The organism is Pseudomonas sp. NY11955 (assembly GCF_048068035.1).
In the GTDB taxonomy this organism is placed as follows: domain Bacteria; phylum Pseudomonadota; class Gammaproteobacteria; order Pseudomonadales; family Pseudomonadaceae; genus Aquipseudomonas.
The window spans coordinates 133,767-152,761 of record NZ_JBLUPS010000011.1 but is presented as its reverse complement, the minus strand read 5'-3'; the positions used below and the strand labels follow the sequence as shown (position 1 = coordinate 152,761).

The 18,995-nt window shown below is 62.7% G+C and carries 12 protein-coding genes and 1 pseudogene; 6 read left to right on the top strand and 7 right to left on the bottom strand.

Annotated elements, in window-relative coordinates; genetic code table 11:
- The first annotated feature begins 286 nt into the window (after positions 1 to 286).
- From ACNFBR_RS20505 to ACNFBR_RS20495, 3 genes are all read left to right on the top strand, one after another.
- A complete protein-coding gene (locus tag ACNFBR_RS20505; RefSeq protein ID WP_416736531.1) occupies positions 287 to 823 on the top strand; it encodes a sigma-70 family RNA polymerase sigma factor in 537 nt (178 codons plus the stop codon).
- Positions 820 to 1,785, top strand: coding sequence for a FecR domain-containing protein (locus ACNFBR_RS20500; protein ID WP_416736530.1), 966 nt, complete (start codon positions 820 to 822; stop codon positions 1,783 to 1,785). Before ACNFBR_RS20505 ends, ACNFBR_RS20500 begins: the two co-directional genes overlap by 4 nt.
- Before the next feature lie 89 nt (positions 1,786 to 1,874).
- Positions 1,875 to 4,310, top strand: coding sequence for a TonB-dependent siderophore receptor (locus ACNFBR_RS20495; RefSeq protein ID WP_416736529.1), 2,436 nt, complete (start codon positions 1,875 to 1,877; stop codon positions 4,308 to 4,310).
- A 94-nt stretch (positions 4,311 to 4,404) separates the two neighbouring features.
- Here the strand turns inward: ACNFBR_RS20495 and ACNFBR_RS20490 are convergent, their stop codons facing one another.
- From ACNFBR_RS20490 to ACNFBR_RS20480, 3 genes and pseudogenes are all read right to left on the bottom strand, one after another.
- Complete coding sequence (locus ACNFBR_RS20490) at positions 4,405 to 5,358, bottom strand: arsenic resistance protein (protein ID WP_416736528.1); 954 nt, start codon at positions 5,356 to 5,358, stop codon at positions 4,405 to 4,407.
- A gap of 242 nt (positions 5,359 to 5,600) precedes the next feature.
- Entirely contained in the window at positions 5,601 to 6,854 is a 1,254-nt protein-coding gene (glyA, locus tag ACNFBR_RS20485; protein WP_003247505.1) for a serine hydroxymethyltransferase, read from the bottom strand.
- A 301-nt stretch (positions 6,855 to 7,155) separates the two neighbouring features.
- A pseudogene (locus ACNFBR_RS20480) lies at positions 7,156 to 10,986 on the bottom strand (EAL and GGDEF domain-containing protein).
- 248 nt (positions 10,987 to 11,234) lie between these two features.
- Here ACNFBR_RS20480 and ACNFBR_RS20475 point away from each other — a divergent pair.
- The 3 genes from ACNFBR_RS20475 to gdhA all read left to right on the top strand — a co-directional run bounded on the left by ACNFBR_RS20475 (position 11,235) and on the right by gdhA (position 15,258).
- Positions 11,235 to 11,639: a hypothetical protein gene (locus ACNFBR_RS20475; protein WP_416736527.1), complete on the top strand. Its 405-nt coding sequence runs from the start codon at positions 11,235 to 11,237 to the stop codon at positions 11,637 to 11,639.
- A gap of 299 nt (positions 11,640 to 11,938) precedes the next feature.
- Positions 11,939 to 13,606, top strand: coding sequence for an energy-dependent translational throttle protein EttA (gene ettA / locus ACNFBR_RS20470; protein WP_003247499.1), 1,668 nt, complete (start codon positions 11,939 to 11,941; stop codon positions 13,604 to 13,606).
- A gap of 311 nt (positions 13,607 to 13,917) precedes the next feature.
- Positions 13,918 to 15,258 carry an NADP-specific glutamate dehydrogenase gene (gene gdhA / locus ACNFBR_RS20465; RefSeq protein ID WP_012270422.1) on the top strand — a complete coding sequence of 447 codons (1,341 nt, stop codon included), beginning with the start codon at positions 13,918 to 13,920 and terminating at the stop codon, positions 15,256 to 15,258.
- 123 nt (positions 15,259 to 15,381) lie between these two features.
- Here gdhA and ACNFBR_RS20460 read toward each other — a convergent pair whose 3' ends face one another.
- The 4 genes from ACNFBR_RS20460 to ACNFBR_RS20445 form a co-directional block, all read right to left on the bottom strand.
- Positions 15,382 to 15,870, bottom strand: a complete 489-nt coding sequence (locus tag ACNFBR_RS20460) for a GreA/GreB family elongation factor (RefSeq protein WP_416736526.1) — start codon at positions 15,868 to 15,870, stop codon at positions 15,382 to 15,384.
- A gap of 71 nt (positions 15,871 to 15,941) precedes the next feature.
- A complete protein-coding gene (locus ACNFBR_RS20455; RefSeq protein ID WP_416736574.1) occupies positions 15,942 to 16,298 on the bottom strand; it encodes a hypothetical protein in 357 nt (118 codons plus the stop codon).
- Between the two features lie 91 nt (positions 16,299 to 16,389).
- The gene (locus ACNFBR_RS20450) at positions 16,390 to 18,243 is read right to left on the bottom strand and encodes a DUF4105 domain-containing protein (RefSeq protein WP_416736525.1); all 1,854 of its coding nucleotides are present in this window, start codon (positions 18,241 to 18,243) and stop codon (positions 16,390 to 16,392) included.
- 72 nt (positions 18,244 to 18,315) lie between these two features.
- Positions 18,316 to 18,804, bottom strand: coding sequence for a DUF3015 domain-containing protein (locus ACNFBR_RS20445; RefSeq protein WP_003247492.1), 489 nt, complete (start codon positions 18,802 to 18,804; stop codon positions 18,316 to 18,318).
- Between the last annotated feature and the right edge of the window lie 191 nt (positions 18,805 to 18,995).

Sequence of the window (18,995 nt, the reverse complement as noted above, 5' to 3'; positions counted from 1 at the left end):
GGGCCAGTATCGCCTGTGGCAGGCGCGCGCGACCGCCTTGTTTGTACGACGCTATATCGAGCCATGCGCCAAGGCGTACGCGCGCAAATCCCACAGGAAAAATTGGCCCGAAACAAATGTAGGAGCGAGCTTCGCTCGCGATGCGCCGCGCGGGCGGCGCTCGATTTATGCCCCCCTGAAACATTCAAGGCAAACACCTGAACAGCAGTCCCTCGCCCCAATTGCCCATATCCATTCTTCCAAGCTACCATTGTGAATAATTCCTATTAGCATAATGGCGTCCCCCATGAATGCCCCTCCCAGCCTCCCAGCCCCTGGTTTCGAACTGGAGGAACTGTACCGTTCCCATCACGGCTGGATCCGCCAGTGGCTACAGCGCAAGCTCGGCAACGCCCACGATGCGGCGGAGTTGGCGCAGGATGTGTTCGTGCGGCTGCTGAGCAAACCCCGTGCGTTCAATGACCACGAGCACGCCCGTGCTTACCTGGGGCGTATGTCGCGCAATGCCTGTGTGGATTTCTGGCGTCGGCGCCGCGTGGAGCAGGCTTACCTGGAGGTGCTGGCAGCCCAGCCAGAGCATCTGGTGCCATCGCTTGAGCACCAGGCCGTCATCCTCGAAACCCTGGAGCAACTGCAGGCGATGTTCGAGCGCATGCCCAAGCGGGTGGCCGAGGCATTTTTCATGGCGCAGCTGCAGGGCATGAAGCAGCGCGAGATCGCCGAACAGCTGGGCGTGAGCGAGCGCAGCGTGAACACCTACCTGGCCCAGGCGATGTACCAGTGCCTGCTGCTGGAAGTGCAACTGGATGACGCCCTGAGATGAGCAGGGCGCCACTTGACCATGCTGTGCTGCAAGCAGCTGCCGGCTGGTTCGCGCAGCTGCATGCGGCGCAGAATGACCCCGCCGCCAATGCGCAATGGCGTGCTTGGCTGAAGGAAGATGCGCGGCATCGCCTGGCCTGGTCCTATGTGGAAAACATCAACCAGCGCTTCGGTAACCTCGACGGCCAGGCCGAGCAGGCGCGACAGGTGTTCGACAGCGTTCGGCGTGGCCAGCAATCGCGCCGGACTGTGCTTGGCAGCCTATGTGTGGCGGGCGCGGCAGGGCTGTTGGGATGGGGTGGCTGGCAGCGAGGTTGGGTAGACTCGCCGCGCGCCTGGTTCGCCACCTATCGCACGGGCCTGGGCGACGTGCGGCCGCTTACGCTGGCCGATGGTAGCCAGCTGTGGCTGAACGGCGAAACGGCGCTGGATGTGCAGTTCGATGAAGGCATGCGGCAGCTGCACTTGTATCGCGGTGAAATCCTGGTTGAAACCGGCAAGGACCCTCGGCCTTTTACCGTCGTGACGCGGGCAGGGCGGATGCAACCGCTTGGCACGCGGTTCAGCGTGCGCGACCAAGGCCTGACAACCACCTTGAACGTATTTGCTGGCGCCGTACAGGCAACCTGCGCCGGCAGTGGCCGGCAAGCCACGTTGCACGCCGGGCAAATGATGGTGTTCGACGCGCAGCATGCCGGTGCATCGTTCGCCGCACAACCGTGGCGCGAGGACTGGAGCCGTGGTGTGCTGGTGGCCGAGGACATGCCGTTGGGCCAAGTGGTCGATATTCTGCGCGACTACCGGCATGGCCACCTGGGCATCGACCCGTCGCTTGGCAGCTTGCGTGCGGTCGGTACCTTCCCGCTGCTCGACACGGACCGCACCCTGGCAATGCTCGAGCGCGCGTTGCCCATTCGGGTAGTGCGCACCTTGCCTTGGTGGGTCTCCATCGAGGCGCGCTGAAAAATTTCAAAATTCTTTTTCTGGTTTTACGACGCTCATGCGCTTGGTGGGATGACGCTACTTCATCCTACTTTCGCAAGGACCCCTTCATGTTGCTTCGCGACTCTGCTTCTGCGCGCCGTCATCCGCTGGCCCTGGCCATTCTCCTTGCCCTTGGTGGCCATGTTGGCGCCGCCCAGGCCGACAGCAACGGCACCGTGGCGCAGGCTGTGCTGTTCGACATCCCGGCCGGGCCGTTGGCGCGGCAACTGAATCTGCTGGCCAGCCAAGCCGGGTTGTTGATTGGCGGTGATGCCACGCTCACCGCCAACAAGCAGAGCCAGGTGGTACACGCCAGCAGTGTGGAGCAGGCGCTGGCGCAGATGCTGGCCGGCAGTGGGGTGGAGGCGGTGCGCACGGGCGAGCGGGAGTTCCAGCTGGTGCGTCAGGCCGAGGACGCGGCGGGCGCCGTGACGCTGGGCAGTACCACCATCTCCGGTCAGGGCCTGGGCGACTTGACGGAAGGCACCGGGGCCTATGCTACGGGGCGTTCGTCCACCGCCACCAAGCTGCCGATGAGCCTGCGCGAAACGCCACAGTCGGTCACCGTGGTCACCCGTCAGCGCATGGATGACCAGAACATGAAAAACCTCGACGACGTCATGCGTAATGCCACCGGCGTCACCATCATCAAGAACGGCAGCGAGCGCTCGCTGTACCAGGCCCGCGGGCAAACGGTGGATAACCTGCAGATTGACGGTGTGCCGACCAACATCGGCAACCCCTATTCGATGGACACTATCTCCAAGCCCAACACCGATATCTACGACCGCGTGGAAGTGGTGCGCGGTGCCACCGGCCTGATGGAAGGCGCGGGTAACCCGTCGGCTTCGATCAACCTGGTCCGCAAGCGACCCACGACCGGGCGCCAGGCGTTGCTCGAAACATCGGTTGGCTCGTGGGACGACTACAAGACCATGGTCGACCTGTCCGCGCCGCTGAACGAAGCAGGCACCCTGCGCGGCCGCTCGGTCATTACGTACAACAATGCCAACAGCTACCTGGACACTGCCCAGAAGGAAAACCAGCTTTTCTACGGCATTATCGAGGCCGATCTGGATGAGTCGACCCTGGCCACCGTCGGGTTTACCTATCAGAAGGACCGCAACGCCGGTTATGACTGGTCGGGCCTGCCCAGCAAGGAGAGCGGCGCGTTCTACCCGATTTCCCGCTCTACCTCGCTGACCGGCGACTGGAACCACCTGGACAAGCGCAATACCACCCTGTTCGCCGATCTCCAGCACACCTTCGCCAACGGCTGGAAGGGCGTGGTGGCGGTGAACCAGATGTGGGCCAAGTCGGACTTCCTGGGCAACTACACCTATCCGGGGGGGGGCACCGATCTGTTCACCCTCAACCCGCGCCACTTTCACTTCGATGACACGCAAACCAGCATCGACGGCTATTTCACCGGCCCGTTCCAGCTGCTGGGCCGCCAGCATGAGCTGATCGTCGGTGGCAACTGGAACAAGGACGACTTCGACTATCACGGCGGGCGCGATGCAACCTACCGCTACATCGTCGACATGAACGACCTGGCAGCGTTCGACCCACCCAAGCCGACCGCCCTTAACGTCAACCAGTGGCAATACAACCGCACCCAGGAGCAGAAGGGCGTGTATGTGGCCAGCCGGTTCAGCCTTACCGACAGCACCACGTTCATCCTCGGCAGCCGCCTGAGCTGGTACAGCCACGATTCGCTGGACGACACCAATGGCGTGCGTGAGCCCACAGACCACAAGCACTTCTCCAAAAGTGGCGAAGTCACCCCGTATGCGGGCCTGGTGCAGGACCTGAACGAAAACTGGTCGGCCTATGTCAGCTACACCGAAATCTTCAAGCCGCAGAGTGCGCAGGCTGTGGATGGCAGCACGCTCCGTCCGATGACCGGCAGCAACTACGAGATTGGCTTGAAGGGTGAGTTCCTGGACAAGCGCCTACAAACTGCCATTGCGTTGTTCCAGGCCGACCAGACTGGCCGGGCGGAACTGGTGACCTGTGAAATGGACTGGTCTTGCTACCGCGCATCCGACAAGGTGCGCAACAAAGGCATCGAGCTTGAGCTGACCGGTGAGGTGCTGGCGAACTGGAATGTGTCGGCGGGGTACACCTATACCCAGTCCAAGTACATCGGCGGCGAGCAGAAAGGCGAAGACTTCAACGGCGCCTCGCCACGTCACCTGTTCAAGGTTGCCACCGACTACCGCCTGCCAGGTGCGCTCAACCAACTGCGTGTAGGCGGCAGCTTCTACGCCCAGAGCAAGATGACCCAGACCGAAGTTGGCGAGGACTACAAGATCCAGCAGGACGCTTACCACCTGACCAACCTGCATGCGATCTACGAGATCAACAAGAACCTCGAAGTGCAGTACAACCTGGATAACGTGTTCGACAAGAAGTATTACCAGACCCTGGGCAACCCCAACTACTGGAACTTCTACGGTGAACCGCGCAATTTCAACGTGGCGCTGCGGGCCAGGTTCTAAGTGGCGAGGTAACGCTTTCAAGCTGGAGGCCAAGACCGAGCTGGCGTGCCCTGAGGGCTGCTTTGCGGCCCATCAGGTGACATAGGTGTTGGAATCAACGCACCAGCCGTGGCACCACCCGCACATAAACCAGCTCACTCACCAACTCCACCAGCGTTTGGGTAATCACCGCCGCCGCCGCCAACCCGCGCATCTCTTCGGGCAAGGCCAGCGCCAGCGGCAACACCACCAGCGAGTTGCGCGTGGCGGCGCTGAAGGTTACCGAGCGTGCCTCGGTGGCGGGCAAGCGCAGCAACCGCGCCGCGATGAACCCAAGCACGGGCGCCAGCAACATGAAGCCGATGTAGACCGGAATCACCGGTAGCAAACGGTCGAAGTCACGCAACACCACCGCAATTTGCGAAGCGATCACCACCACCAGCACCAAGGCCATCGCCGGTACCGGCAACCACGCCCAGGCATCGTTCCAGGCCGATATCGCGCGTGAGCGCCGGGCACCGGCGCTGGTGAGCACCGCGAGGGCCATCGGCAACACGATCAGCAGCACGAACGCTTCCACGAACGGGGCGATGGAGATGGCCACGTGGTTGCTGTCACCGAGCATCAACGTCAGGTAGATCGGCAGCAGCAGCAGTTGCACCAGCAGCAGCACGGGGGTGGCGGCCAGGGTCAGGCGCGAGTCGCCTTTGCCAATGTGGGTGAACACCACCACATAGTCGATGCAGGGTGTGAGCAGCACCAGCAAGGCGCCGACGAGGATCGCCGGGTGTTCCACCAGCCCACGGGTGATGGCCCAGACCAACAGCGGCACGAGGATGAAGTTGGCCAGTAGCAGGGCGGTGATGAAGCGGCGGTTACCCAGGCCCTGGCGCAGGTCGAGGAAGGGAATTTGCAGGAACATCGCGTACATCAGCACTGCGATGGCGGGGGTTACCAGGGTTTCCAGGTGACGCGCGCTGTCACTGGCCAGCAAGCCAAAAATGGCAGCGGCGAGGACGGCGGCGAAGTAGATGGGGATCTGCCGGGTTTCAAGTTGCTCTCTGGTCAAGGTGCGGCCTGTGCTTGGTGGTGTCAAAGGGGCACAGGGTAATACGTGATGGCAGGTGGCTGCTCGAAATCATCTCCTGTGGGAGCGGGCGTGCCCGCGAACACCGGCGCAGCCGGTGCCATCGACCGTGTTGCTTTCTTCGCGGGCACGCCCGCTCCCACAGGATTCGTATCAGGCCGGCGAGCCCGATAACGAAAAAGCCCGGCACGGGGCCGGGCTTTCTCACTTCAGGCTAGCGCCTATCAGTTGCCGTAAACCGGCAGCTTCTTGCAGATGGCCTTGACCTTCTCACGTACGGCGTCGATTACCGCTTCGTTGTTCAGGTCAGCCAGGATGTCGCAGATCCAGCCAGCCAGTTCCTTGCACTCGGCTTCCTTGAAACCACGGGTGGTAACGGCTGGGGTGCCGAAACGCAGGCCCGAGGTGACGAACGGCGAACGTGGGTCGTTCGGTACCGAGTTCTTGTTCACGGTGATGAAGGCTTTGCCCAGGGCGGCGTCAGCGTCCTTACCGGAGATTTCCTGCTTGATCAGCGACAGCAGGAACAGGTGGTTCTGGGTGCCACCGGAAACCACGTCGAAACCACGCTCGATGAACACGCTGGCCATGGCCTGGGCGTTTTTCACCACCTGCTGCTGGTAAGCCTTGAACTCAGGCTGCAGGGCTTCCTTGAAGCAGATGGCCTTGGCGGCGATGACGTGCTCCAGCGGGCCGCCTTGTGCGCCTGGGAAGACAGCGGAGTTCAGCTTCTTCTCGATGTCGGCGTTGGCACGGGCCAGGATCAGGCCGCCGCGCGGGCCGCGCAGGGTCTTGTGGGTGGTGGTGGTGACCACGTCGGCGAACGGCACTGGGTTCGGGTACACGCCAGCGGCAACCAGGCCGGCAACGTGGGCCATGTCGACGAACAGGTAGGCACCGACCTTGTCGGCGATGGCGCGGAAGCGGGCGAAGTCCAGAACCTGCGAGTAGGCCGAGAAGCCGGCAACGATCATCTTTGGCTTGTGCTCGACAGCCAGGCGCTCGACTTCGTCGTAGTCGATCAGGCCGTTGCCGTCGATGCCGTACTGGATGGCGTTGTACAGCTTGCCCGACGAGCTTACCGAAGCACCGTGGGTCAGGTGGCCACCGTGGGCCAGGCTCATGCCCAGGATGGTGTCACCGGCCGACAGCAGGGCCAGGTAGACGGCGGCGTTGGCCTGGGAGCCAGCGTGTGGCTGGACGTTGGCGTAGTCGGCGCCGAACAGCTCCTTGGCACGGTCGATGGCCAGTTGCTCGACGACGTCGACGTACTCGCAACCACCGTAGTAGCGCTTGCCTGGGTAGCCTTCGGCGTACTTGTTGGTCAGGACCGAGCCCTGAGCTTCCATGACTGCCGGGCTGGTGTAGTTTTCCGAAGCGATCAGCTCGATATGCTCTTCCTGGCGCAGGGCTTCTTGCTGCATGGCTTCGAAGAGCTCGGCGTCGTACTTGGCAATGGTCAAATCACGGCTGAACATGGCGGTCCTCAAGGATCGGGGTAATTTGGGTGGGCATTCTAACCGATTGATCCGCGCCTGGCATATGAAGTGGCATCAAGTCGCGGACCAATGGGCTTCATGTTGCATCCCGCGCCGTGCCTGGGTTGCGTGGCTCCCCGAGTTGACTCATAAGTCCAGTTTCAAGGCGCCTGTAGGAGCAGCCTTGTGCTGCGAAGAGGCCGGCATTGCAAAAGAAGATTTGCCCCCCGTTATGGGCTTCTTCGCAGCACAAGGCTGCTCCTACAGGTGATCGAGGCATGGCAGGTACATCTGGCGCGGGTCAATGGAACATGAACAGTGTCTCGTTGGAGAACTGCGCCTCGAACTGATGCGCCGGCATCGGCCGCCCGAACAGGTAGCCCTGCACCTCATCGCAACCATGCTCGCGCAGGAACTCCAGCTGCTCGTGGGTTTCCACGCCCTCGGCGATTACCGCCAGGTTGAGGCTGTGGGCCATGGCGATGATCGCCCGGGCGATCTGCGCATCTTGTTCGCCCTCGGGCAGGCCGTCGACGAAGGTGCGGTCGATCTTCAGTACGTCGATGGGGAACTGCTTGAGGTAGTTGAGCGACGAGTAGCCCGTGCCGAAGTCGTCCACCGCGATGCTCAGGCCGAGGTTTTTCAGGCTGGCCAGAATCTGCAGCGCTTCGTTCACTTCGCGCATCAGGATGCTTTCGGTCAGCTCCAGCTCCAGGCAGGCCGGCGGCAGGCCGCTTTCATCGAGAATGTTGGCGATTCGTGTGCCCAGCTGGCCATCGGAGAACTGCCGCGCCGAGATGTTCACCGACACCTTCGGCACCCGCACCTTGGCCTTGTGCCAGGCTTTGAGCTGGCGGCTGGCCTCGCGCAATACCCAGTCGCCCACGTCCACCACCAGGCCCAGTTCTTCGATCACCGGGATGAAGTCGCCCGGCGGCACCAGGCCACGGGTTGGGTGGCGCCAGCGCAGCAGCGCTTCGGCGCCGGTCAGGCGCTTGCCGTCGCCGCTGAACTGCGGCTGGTAGTAGAGGATGAACTCGTTCTGCTCCATGGCGTGGCGCAGGTCGCTTTCCAGCTCCAGGCGCTCCAAGGCGCTTGCGTTCATTTCGGCCTGGTAGAACTGGAAGTTGTTCTTGCCGCGTTCCTTGGCGTGGTACATGGCGGTGTCGGCGTTTTTCATCAGCTGGCTCAGCTCGCTGCCATCCTGCGGGCTGAGGGCGATGCCGATACTGGCGGTGACGAAGAATTCGCGGTTTTCCAGCACGAACGGCCGCACCAGGCTGCCGAGAATGTTTTCGGCCACGTGGATGGCGCGGTTAAGGGCCATTTCACGGGTGGGGCGCGGTTGCAGCAGCAGGGTGAACTCATCGCCACCCATGCGCGCCACGGTGTCGTCGTCATCCACGCAGGCCAGCAGGCGCAGGGCCATGTCCTTGAGCATGCGGTCGCCGGCGGCATGGCCGAGGGAGTCGTTGATCGGCTTGAAGCGGTCGAGGTCGAGGAACATCAGCACCACCCAGGCCTTCTGCCGCTCGGCTTGCTGCAGGGCGTTGTACAAACGGTCCTGGAACAGCGTGCGGTTGGGCAGGTGGGTGAGGGCGTCGTAGTAGGCCAGGCGGTGGATGCGCTGTTCGCTGGCCTTGCGCTCGCTGATGTCGGTAAAGAAGCACACGTAGCTGGCCAGGTCGCCTTCGTCGTCCAGTACCGCCGTGATGCCGACCCAGGCGGGGTAGTGGTCACCGTCACGGCGCTTGAGCCACACCTCGCCTTCCCAGCTACCGCGCTGGTGCAGCTGCTTGACCACATAGCGCAGATGGCCTTCCTGCTGTTCGTCGACGGTGAGCATGCCCGGCAACTGGTCGAGCACTTCACTGACGGCGTAACCGCTGACGCGGCTGAACGCCTCGTTGGCCTGGACGATATAGCCGGCCGGGTCGGTGATGAGGATCGCCGACGTGGAGTGTTCGAATACCGTCGCGGCCATGCGCAGGTCTTTTTCGGCACGGCGCTGCTGGCTGATGTCGCGGCCCACCCCGAGCACGCCTTCGAAGCGTTGGTCATCGTCCCACACCAGCACCAGGCGCAGCTCGATCGGGATCTTGCGGCCATCGGCGCGCAAGCAGTCGAACAGGAACAGCTGGGTTGGCAGCTGGCTGCGTAGCTGGGCCAGTTGCAGCGGGTCGCCCATGGCCTTGCTGACACGCTCCATCAGGCTGTAGATGCCGGTGAGCTGGGCCGGGTTGGCGATGATCGACTGCCAGCCGTTGGCGAATATCCAGTCGGCCTGGTAGCCCAGTACGCTCTGCACCGAGGGGCTGACATAGTTGAGCTTGAGCAGGTTGTCGGTGGAGAAGATCACGTCACTGATGCTTTCGGCGAGCATGCGGTAGCGCTGCTCGCTGTCGCGTAGCGACTGGCTGGCCTCAATTTGCACCGTCACATCCTTGCCCACGCCGATGATGCGCGTAACCAGGCCTTCGGCGTTGCGGGTCAGCACCTGCTCGCGGATGTCGTAGCAGCGCCAGCCGCCGTCGCGATGGCGGAAGCGCAACTGGCAGTGCAGCGGTTGGTCATGACCGCTGTCGCGTTGCTGCTGGCGCAGGGCCTGGTAGTGCGCGGCGTCCTCGGGGTGCAGCAGCAGCTCCCAGAAACGGTCGCCCATCTGTGCCAGCTCGGTACGGTCGTAGCCCAGGGTCTGGCCGAGGTGGCGGTTGCTGAAAATCATCCGTTGGCTCAGCACATCTTGCACGTACAACTGGTCGGGCACGGTGCGTACCACGTCCGACCAGAAGCCTTCGCGCTCCAGCAACGACAGCTCGACCTGTTTGCGGCTGGTGATGTCGCTGATGCTGAGGATCACCGCCTGGTAGTCGCGGCGCTGCTGCGGCAGGCGCGCCATCAGCCACAGGTGCAGCTCGCCGCCTAGCGGTGCCGGCAGGCGGACTTCCAGCTCCAGCAGCGGGCGTTGTTCGATCAGCGCGTCGACCAATTGCATGCCGATGCTGTCACGGCCATCGCCGGTACCGTCGATCAGGCGCTGCCAGGCACCCTCGTGGCAGTCGATGTTCAGCAGTTGGCGGGCCACTTGGTTGACCTCGGTGATCTTCAGCTCCAGCAGCAGCGAGCGGCGCAGGTTCGGGTCCAGCGCCAGGCTGTGCTTGAGCGCGGCGCGGTTGCGCAAGTGGTAGCGGTCGAGCTGGCCGGGCAGGCTCGACAGGTCGAGCACGCACAAGGCCACGCCGGTGCCTTCGAAAATTTCCTGATAACGCCGACGGTCTTCTTGCAGGGCACGTTGGCGGCGGCGCATGTTGATCAGTGCCAGCACCGGCAGCAGGGCGCAGAACAGCACCAGCAGGCATTTGCCGATCAGCGCCGGCAATAATTTCTGCTGGGCCAGCTCGGCGTCGAACAGGCCGCGCAACTGCCAGGTGCTGTTGTCGATGAAGGCCAGCATCACGCTTTGCAGCGGCGCGTTGCTGGTGTTGGTTGGCGCATGGCGCTGCAGCACCTCGCCGCTACGGCTGTTTTCCAGTAGCCACAGCGGGTGGCCGCCACCGTCGAGGTGAATGGTGAGCTCGTGGTAGTAGCCCGGTGACAGGCGCAGCAACCAGTAGCCGCGGTCCTGTTCGGCGGCCTGGCGCAGCAACAGGTACAGGGTGCGGTTGTCGGCCGAATTGGTGAAGAAGTACGGGCGGCCCTGGTTCAGCGTGAGCAGCTCGTCAAGCAACTGGCGGTCCGGGCTGCCGGCCAGGCTGTCGGCGCGCACTTGCCCGGCGCTGTCCAGTCAGGCCACGCTGTGCAAGGCGGGCAGGCGCTCGCGCAGGGTGTCTACCAGGCTCGGCAGGGCAGCGGGCGTCGGCGCATTGACGTAGGGCTGCACCACATTCACGGCCTGCTGTGCCTTGAACGCCATGTTCAGGCTCAGGTGGTCGGCCAATTCCGCGCTGGCGTCCAGGCTCTGTTTGCGCAGGTCGGCCTGTGTATGGTTGAACTGGGCGAACAGCTGCCACAGCAGCAGGCCCAGCAGTATCAGGGCCAGCAGTGCCAACGCACCCTTGATCGACCCGCGCAGGGTAACGGCGGGCGCTTGTGGCGCGGTACGCAATGACGACGGATGAGTAAGGTTGGTCAAGCGTTGATCCTGCGATTGGGCTGGCGATGGCAGGGAAGGATCATGCACGGTGTATGCCGGTGCCTGGTCGTTGCGACGCGGTGGCGCACTATAAGGCCGGACACCTGAAACCGGCTAGCATGCCTAGGATTATGGCAAAGTGCCAGCCGTGTTGACCGGTGGTGCCTGCCCGGTGGTTCGGCAAGCCCCTGCAACCTGTGCGAGAATAGCGCCCGCTTCACATGACAACGCATCGGAGATGTTCGGTTTTGGTTACTCACTTTTCCTCCAATGGCCTCGATTCCGCCTGTGGGCGCAGCAGTCAGACCCTTGTCAGCACTGCCGTGACCGAGGACGTATCCTGCAAGTCTTGCCAGCGTTCGCTGAGCAAACCCGAGGCGGCCGCTGCCGCCAAAAGCAAGGCCCCATCGCTGGCTGAACTGCGCAAGACCGCCAAGGTGGCAGCAGAGCCAGCCGTTGCAGTGGCTGCGGCCAAGCCTGCTGGTAAGGTCGTCGGCACTGCGCCTGCGGCCGGCAAGCCAGCCAAGGTGGCCGAGCAGCAGCCTGCTCGTAGCGCTGGTTTCTGCGTGAAATCCGCCTGGGCCGCGCGCCTGGCCGAGCAGGGCGACCGTTGCCGGTTGCCGCGGGGCAAGGTCAAGCAGCGTCACGTCTGAGCCCTCTTCGGCCACTGTGCTGGCCCTTTCGCGGGCTCGCCCTCTCCCACAGGGATCTCTGGTTGCTTCGACCCTGTGCTGAACCTGTGGGAGCGGGCGTGCCCGCGAAGAGGCCGGAACAGGCAATAGATTCCCCCAAGGATCACACCGATCCCACCCCCACTGGCGGCCCCTCCTATGCAACGCCGTGCGTTGGCGTAGAATGGTCGACTTTGTTCAATGACACCCAACACACATCCCCTGGCCATGCTGCCGGGCGATCGTCGATGTCTTTACCTATCTGATTAGAGGGCTTGGTTTTGGCTCAATACGTCTACACCATGCATCGGCTGAGCAAGGTCGTGCCGCCGAAGCGGGAAATTCTCAAGAACATTTCCCTGTCGTTCTTCCCAGGCGCCAAGATTGGCGTGCTCGGCCTGAACGGCGCCGGTAAATCGACCCTGCTGCGGATCATGGCGGGCGTCGACAAGGAATTCGACGGCGAAGCCCGTCCGATGCCCGACATCAACGTGGGTTACCTGCCACAGGAACCGCAACTGGACCCAACCAAGACCGTGCGTGAAGTGGTCGAGGAAGCGGTCAGCGTGATCAAGGACGCCCAGGCTCGCCTGGACGAAGTCTACGCCGCCTACGCCGAGCCGGATGCCGACTTCGACAAGCTGGCCGCCGAGCAGGCCAAGCTGGAAGCCATCCTGCAAGCCGCCGATGGCCACAACCTGGAGCGCCAGCTGGACGTCGCCGCCGACGCCCTGCGCCTGCCGGCCTGGGACGCGCGTATCGAACACCTGTCTGGCGGCGAGAAGCGCCGTGTGGCCCTGTGCCGTCTGCTGCTGTCGGCCCCCGACATGCTGCTGCTCGACGAACCAACCAACCACCTGGACGCCGACTCGGTGGCCTGGCTGGAGCGATTCCTGCACGACTTCCCAGGCACCGTGGTAGCCATTACCCACGACCGTTACTTCCTCGACAACGTCGCCGGCTGGATCCTGGAACTGGACCGTGGCGCCGGTATCCCGTACGAAGGCAACTACTCGGGCTGGCTGGAAGCCAAGTCGGAGCGTCTGGCGCAGGAATCCAAGCAGCAGAGCGCCCACGAGAAGGCCATGAAAGAGGAACTGGAGTGGGTGCGCAAAGGCGCCAAGGCTCGCCAGTCCAAGTCCAAGGCCCGTCTGCAGCGCTTTGAAGAAATGCAGTCGCAGGAATTCCAGAAACGCAGCGAAACCAACGAGATCTACATCCCGGCGGGTCCGCGCCTGGGCGACAAGGTCATCGAGTTCAAGAACGTCACCAAGGGCTACGGCGACCGCGTGTTGATCGACAACCTGTCGTTCGCCATGCCAAAAGGCGCCATCGTTGGCGTGATCGGTGGTAACGGTGCCGGTAAGTCGACCCTGTTCCGCATGCTGATGGGCAAGGAGCAGCCGGACTCGGGCAGCATCGAGATCGGTGAAACCGTGCAACTGGCCTGCGTGGACCAGAGCCGCGAGGACCTGGACGGCGCCAAGACCGTGTTCCAGCAGATCTCCGACGGTTCCGACCAGATCCGCATCGGCAACTACGAGATCCCGTCGCGCACCTACGTTGGCCGCTTCAACTTCAAAGGTGGCGACCAGCAGAAGTTCGTCAAGGACCTGTCCGGTGGTGAGCGTGGCCGCCTGCACCTGGCCCTGACCCTGAAGGAGGGCGGTAACGTCCTGCTGCTCGACGAACCGTCCAACGACCTCGACGTCGAAACCCTGCGTTCGCTGGAAGAAGCCCTGCTGGACTTCCCGGGCGCCGCGATCGTGATTTCCCACGACCGTTGGTTCCTGGACCGTGTGGCGACCCACATCCTGGCGTACGAAGACGACTCGAACGTGGTGTTCTTCGAAGGTAACTACACCGAGTACGAAGCCGACCGCAAGAAACGACTGGGCGACGCCGCTGCCCAGCCGCACCGTGTACGGCACAAGAAGCTGGCCCAGTAAGCCGGTTTTCAATGCACAGGAATGGGGCCCTCAGTGGCCCCATTTTTGTGCCTGGCTGAAAAGTAGCGTTGGCTTCATTCGCGGGCACGCCCGCTCCCACAGGTACAGCGCTGCCTTGAGGTTCTCAGGGTTTCTGTGGGAGCGGGCTTGCCCGCGAATCAGGCACCGCGGAGGGTGGTTTTGTATACATTTATATAAAACGCACCAAATAATTTCAAAAAAACGACATCTCGCCCTATTCCGGTGCGATTGCTTCTTGGTACATTCCTGAAAAAACCAATAAGTCCAAAACCTTCGGTGAGATGTCTACCATGATCGAATCTGTCGACAATTTCCTTGCACGCCTGCAACAGCGTGACCCTGGCCAACCCGAATTCCACCAGGCGGTGGAAGAGGTGCTGCGCACCCTGTGGCCATTCCTTGAAGCCAACCCTCACTACCTGCAGTCCGGCATCCTCGAGCGCATGGTCGAGCCTGAGCGGGCTGTGCTGTTCCGCGTGTCCTGGGTCGATGACCAGGGCAAGGTCCAGGTCAACCGTGGCTACCGCATCCAGATGAGCAGCGCCATCGGCCCGTACAAGGGCGGCTTGCGTTTCCACCCGTCGGTTAACCTCAGCGTGCTGAAGTTCCTGGCCTTCGAGCAAGTGTTCAAGAACTCCCTGACCTCGCTACCCATGGGCGGCGGCAAGGGCGGCTCGGACTTCGACCCCAAAGGCAAGAGCGACGCCGAAGTGATGCGCTTCTGCCAGGCGTTCATGAGCGAGCTGTACCGCCACATCGGCGCCGACTGCGATGTACCGGCCGGTGACATCGGCGTGGGCGCTCGCGAAATCGGCTTCATGTTCGGCCAGTACAAGCGCCTGGCCAACCAGTTCACTTCGGTGCTGACCGGCAAGGGCATGACCTACGGCGGCAGCCTGATTCGCCCGGAAGCCACCGGCTACGGCTGCGTGTACTTCGCCGAAGAAATGCTCAAGCGCCAGGACAAGCGGATCGACGGCCGCCGCGTGGCGGTGTCCGGTTCGGGCAACGTTGCCCAGTATGCCGCGCGCAAGGTCATGGACCTGGGCGGCAAGGTGATCTCGCTGTCTGACTCCGAAGGCACCTTGTACGCCGAAGCCGGCCTGACCGACGCCCAGTGGGACGCCTTGATGGAGCTGAAAAACGTCAAGCGTGGCCGCATCAGCGAGCTGGCCGGGCAGTTTGGCCTGGAGTTCCGCAAGGGCCAGACTCCATGGAGCCTGCCGTGCGACATCGCCCTGCCGTGCGCCACGCAGAACGAACTGGGTGCCGAAGACGCCCGCACGCTGCTGCGTAACGGCTGCATCTGCGTGGCCGAAGGTGCCAACATGCCGACCACCCTGGAGGCTGTGGATATCTTCCTGGACGCCGGCATCTTGTACGCCCCGGGCAAGGCCTCCAACGCCGGCGGTGTGGCCGTGTCGGGCCTGGAAATGTCGCAGAACGCCATGCGCCTGCTGTGGACTGCCGGTGAAGTGGACAGCAAGCTGCACAACATCATGCAGTCGATTCACCATGCGTGCGTGCACTACGGTGAAGAGGCCGATGGCCGTATCAACTATGTCAAAGGCGCGAACATCGCAGGCTTCGTGAAAGTGGCCGACGCGATGCTGGCGCAAGGCGTGGTCTGATTCGAAAACGCCGGGGCCGCTTTGCGGCCCATTCGCGGCACAAGGCCGCTCCTACAGGTATATGCGTACTTCCGTAGGAGCGGCCTTGTGCCGTGAATGGGCTGCAAAGCAGCCCCAAGGCCCTCAACCAATCTCGATAATTTCGATCACCTGGTCCCCCACCGGCCGCCGCCAAACCACCTCATCCCCAGGCCTTGCGCCCAGCAACGCCCGCCCCAGCGGCGAACCCCAGTTAATCAGCCCGCGCCCGGCATCCGCTTCATCCTCGCCCACCAGTTGCACCACCTGCTCCTGTTCCTGCGCATCCACGAACCGCACCCGGCTACCAATCTGCACCTTGCTGCGGGAAGTCGCCGCCGGCACCACCTGGGCACTCTGCACCCGCGCGCTGAAATAGCGCAGGTCGCGCTCGGTATCGGCAAGCCGCTGTTTGTCGCCACGTTCACCCTGTGCCTGCAATTCGCTGCGCAGGGCATTCAGTTCGGCCACGCGCGCTTGCAAAAGGCGCAGGCCGTTGGCGGTAACGTAGTTGGGTTGTTCACTGACGAGGCGCTCGACCGGTTGGTCGGCCTGGGCGGCGGCCTGGTCTTCGTTGACGAATGCTCGGCTCATGCTGGGCCTCCTTGTGCTGAAGACCAGCATGGCAGGCCGCCGGTTTCAAGGGATGTCCGTTTACGACTTACTTAGTTGTGGCGATAGGCTTTTGCGGCACCGCGATCCTTTTCCTGTTGCCATTCACGCTCGCGCTCGTCCCAGAAACGCTCGTGATACTGGCGCTGCTCTTCACTGTTCTGCATCGCATGGCACTGGCGAAAGCCGTCGTCCCAGCCTGTTTCGTACTGGCGCTCATGCAGGTAGCGCGGCACGTTCTTGCGAAAGTCGCCTACCATCAGGCCGGCCGCCTGGCGGCCGCTGCTGCAACCGTCCTGGAAACCATCGGCATAGGCAGGGGGATAACCACGGCTGACCATCTGCTCGTGGGTGCTTTGGCAACCTGACAGCAACAACGCAATGCACACACCGAACCAGTACCGCGACATAACCACCAGACCCTCCAGTTGACAGTGGAAAGTCTAGGTGGCGATTTGTCGGGGAGGTGTCAAAACCGTGTCAAAGACTCGATTGAGTCACTCAGTAGTGGTACCACTTCAATTCGAGCATTACCTCATTCTGCGCGGTAGCCAAGTGGCTGAATTGGCGCGAAGCGCTCAACCGCACCCCAAGGTTCTGGCTGATCTCCCATTGCTGGTTCAGGCTCACGCTACGCCGCACTTCGCCATTGGTGAAGTAGTCGACTTTGGCCTCGAGCGTCATATTACCCAAGCCATTGCGCCACAGCAGGCCACCGTTGAACCCCGCCGCGGGGGCGATGAACTGGGCGAAGTCGTTGTGATGCTCGACCCGCACCGTGCCCAGGGCAAAGCCCAGCAACCCGTCGGCCAACTGCCAGGTGCCGCCGGCGCCGCCATTCACATGGCTCACCAGCACCTCGTCGTCATGCTTGCCCGGCACCCGCTCCAGCCCGCCAGCCACTTGCCATGACCAGGGCTTGAGCAGCTCGTTACGTGGCGTCAGCGAGCGAATGGTGGCCAGGTCCAGGCGCTGTACCTGCCAGTCGTTGCCTTCGTACTGGCGCACCTTGAGTTGCAGGATTTCGATCTGCGCCCCCAGCGGGAAGCCATAGGCGTTGTCGTTCAGGTCGTGGTAGGCCATGCGCAGGCCGTATTCGGCGTAGGCGCGGTCTTCACGGGTGCCCACGCCCAACTGCCAGGTGCGCGAATCATGGCCATCTTCGGGCAGGCCGGGGCGCTCGATCTGCAGGGGCGGCGGTGGGTTGCCGTTGATTGCCCGCAGCAGCTCGAAGCTGCGTTTGGCCTGCCCGGGGTCGCGTTCCTGGCCATTGGCCCGATAGCGCTCCAGGCGATACGCGGCATCTTGCACCAGCGCCTGGCGTTCGCGGGGCAGGGCTTTGAATTCGGGGCTTTGCAACTGCGCGGTGTCGGCGCTTACGGCCAGCACCTGGCGCTTTTCGTCGTGGTCGAGCGGTTCGGCCCGCGCCAGCAATTCACGCTCACGCGAGGGGCGGTAAGTCTCGCTGGCGACAAGGCCGGACTGCTTCACGGCCTTCACTGTGTCGGTGGGAATGGCGGTCAATGGAAACTGCGACGTCAGGTCCAGGCTTGGCCGGGCCACTTGCAGCAGCTCCAGTAGGCGATATGAGCAGTTTTCATCGAAGAAGAAGTAGTCGAACTGGATCTGCTTCAGCTCCCACACATGCTCGACCATACGGCCAGTTTCTTCGGGGGTCAGGTCCAGCTGGTATTCCCACAGGTCGCGGTTCTCCAGGCTGCGGTATTCGGACAGTTTTTCCTGGTAGGGCATCAGCGCGAACAGCCCTGGGTAGCCACCCATCAGGCCTTTCCAGGCGTACAGGATGCTGTTGTCGCTGCCTTCGATGTAGGCACCGAAGTTGATCGCGTAGCTCAGCAGCGTGGTGTCGTCGCTGCGGGTGTTGGACTGGTCGATGCGCAGCAGGGTGTGGCCGAACATCGAGGACGGGCTGTTCAGGTAGGCGGCTGGGAAGATCAGCGCGGCAATGTGCGGGTCGATCGACTGGTACCAGGTCTTGAATTCCTGGCAGTCCGGTTGCGGCAAGCCTTGCAGGTCGAGTTGTTCGCGCAGCCAGCGGGTACGCGCCGGGAATACGCATTGGGCGTGCTTGTCGCCGAGGCTGGCCGGGGCATACAGCGCATCGACCGTGGCTTGCAGCTCCTGGTCTGGATGGTGGGCACCGTCCTTGGCGAGGAAGAACGCATCATCGTCCACATAGCTGCGCCAGCCGCCGAGCTTGGCGGTTTCGTAATGACCAATGGCGAGCCAGTAAGGGGTGTTGGCCAGTTGCTGGAGACGGCCTTGATCCAGCACGGGCGCTGCATGAACAGGGGCGCAGGCAAGCAGCGCCAGGGAAGCGAGGCGTTTGAGCATATCGGGCAACTACTTCTTGACGATGCCGAAAAAGGCGAAACCCGCCCCGGGGTGGGGCGGGAACAGCGGTGCTTAGGCCTCGGTAGCGTATTTGGCCAGGCGTGGGTCGCTTTTCAGAACGGCCAGGGTATTGCTGTGGACCGTTTCGGCAGTGACGTCGGCGCTGCTGAAGATCTGGTTGAAGTGCTGGTGGGTAACCGAGTTGAAGTAGCTGCGGTCTTCCGGCGCCACGCCGAGGACGACGGCATAGGTGGTCAGTGCTTCGCCCTGGCCCATGGCCATGTCTTCGGACAGCTCGTTCATCATGCCGTTCATGGCAAACCAGGACTTGCCGCCGTAGGTCAGCGAAGCCTTGGTCGAGCAGCCGTTGGTGCCGGAGGTCATGCCGAAGGTGGCGTTACCGGAAGTGCCGTTGGTGGTAGAAGCCAGGAAGTGTGCCGGCGTGCCGCGCTGGCCTTCGAACAGCATGTTGCCCCAGCCGCAGTTCGGGCCGCCTGGCGCTTCGGCCATGGCGTTCAGCGAGACTACGGTGAACAGAGTACCCAGAAGAATCCGTTTCATAGCATTTGTTCTCTTTGTCTTAACCAAGGGTCAGGGTTTCTGGCAACTCGGTTGCCAGGTCGGGAAAGCATTTCACCCACCCGCGCAGCTTGGAGTTTAGGCACGATCTAAAGGTTGCGTTGTTGATTGCGAAAAATTTGCTGCTATATGACCGGCACTGGCTGCGACATAAAGTCCTGTGGAGCCTTGCA

What these genes read in the sequence shown, in the direction of transcription:
- ACNFBR_RS20500 (WP_416736530.1), top strand. Translation starts at nt 820, where the DNA reads ATGAGCAGGGCGCCACTTGACCATGCTGTGCTGCAAGCAGCTGCCGGC.
- ACNFBR_RS20455 (WP_416736574.1), bottom strand. Translation starts at nt 16,298, where the DNA reads ATGTCGCGGTACTGGTTCGGTGTGTGCATTGCGTTGTTGCTGTCAGGT.
- gdhA (WP_012270422.1), top strand. Translation starts at nt 13,918, where the DNA reads ATGATCGAATCTGTCGACAATTTCCTTGCACGCCTGCAACAGCGTGAC.
- glyA (WP_003247505.1), bottom strand. Translation starts at nt 6,854, where the DNA reads ATGTTCAGCCGTGATTTGACCATTGCCAAGTACGACGCCGAGCTCTTC.
- ACNFBR_RS20505 (WP_416736531.1), top strand. Translation starts at nt 287, where the DNA reads ATGAATGCCCCTCCCAGCCTCCCAGCCCCTGGTTTCGAACTGGAGGAA.
- ACNFBR_RS20495 (WP_416736529.1), top strand. Translation starts at nt 1,875, where the DNA reads ATGTTGCTTCGCGACTCTGCTTCTGCGCGCCGTCATCCGCTGGCCCTG.
- ACNFBR_RS20450 (WP_416736525.1), bottom strand. Translation starts at nt 18,243, where the DNA reads ATGCTCAAACGCCTCGCTTCCCTGGCGCTGCTTGCCTGCGCCCCTGTT.
- ACNFBR_RS20460 (WP_416736526.1), bottom strand. Translation starts at nt 15,870, where the DNA reads ATGAGCCGAGCATTCGTCAACGAAGACCAGGCCGCCGCCCAGGCCGAC.
- ACNFBR_RS20445 (WP_003247492.1), bottom strand. Translation starts at nt 18,804, where the DNA reads ATGAAACGGATTCTTCTGGGTACTCTGTTCACCGTAGTCTCGCTGAAC.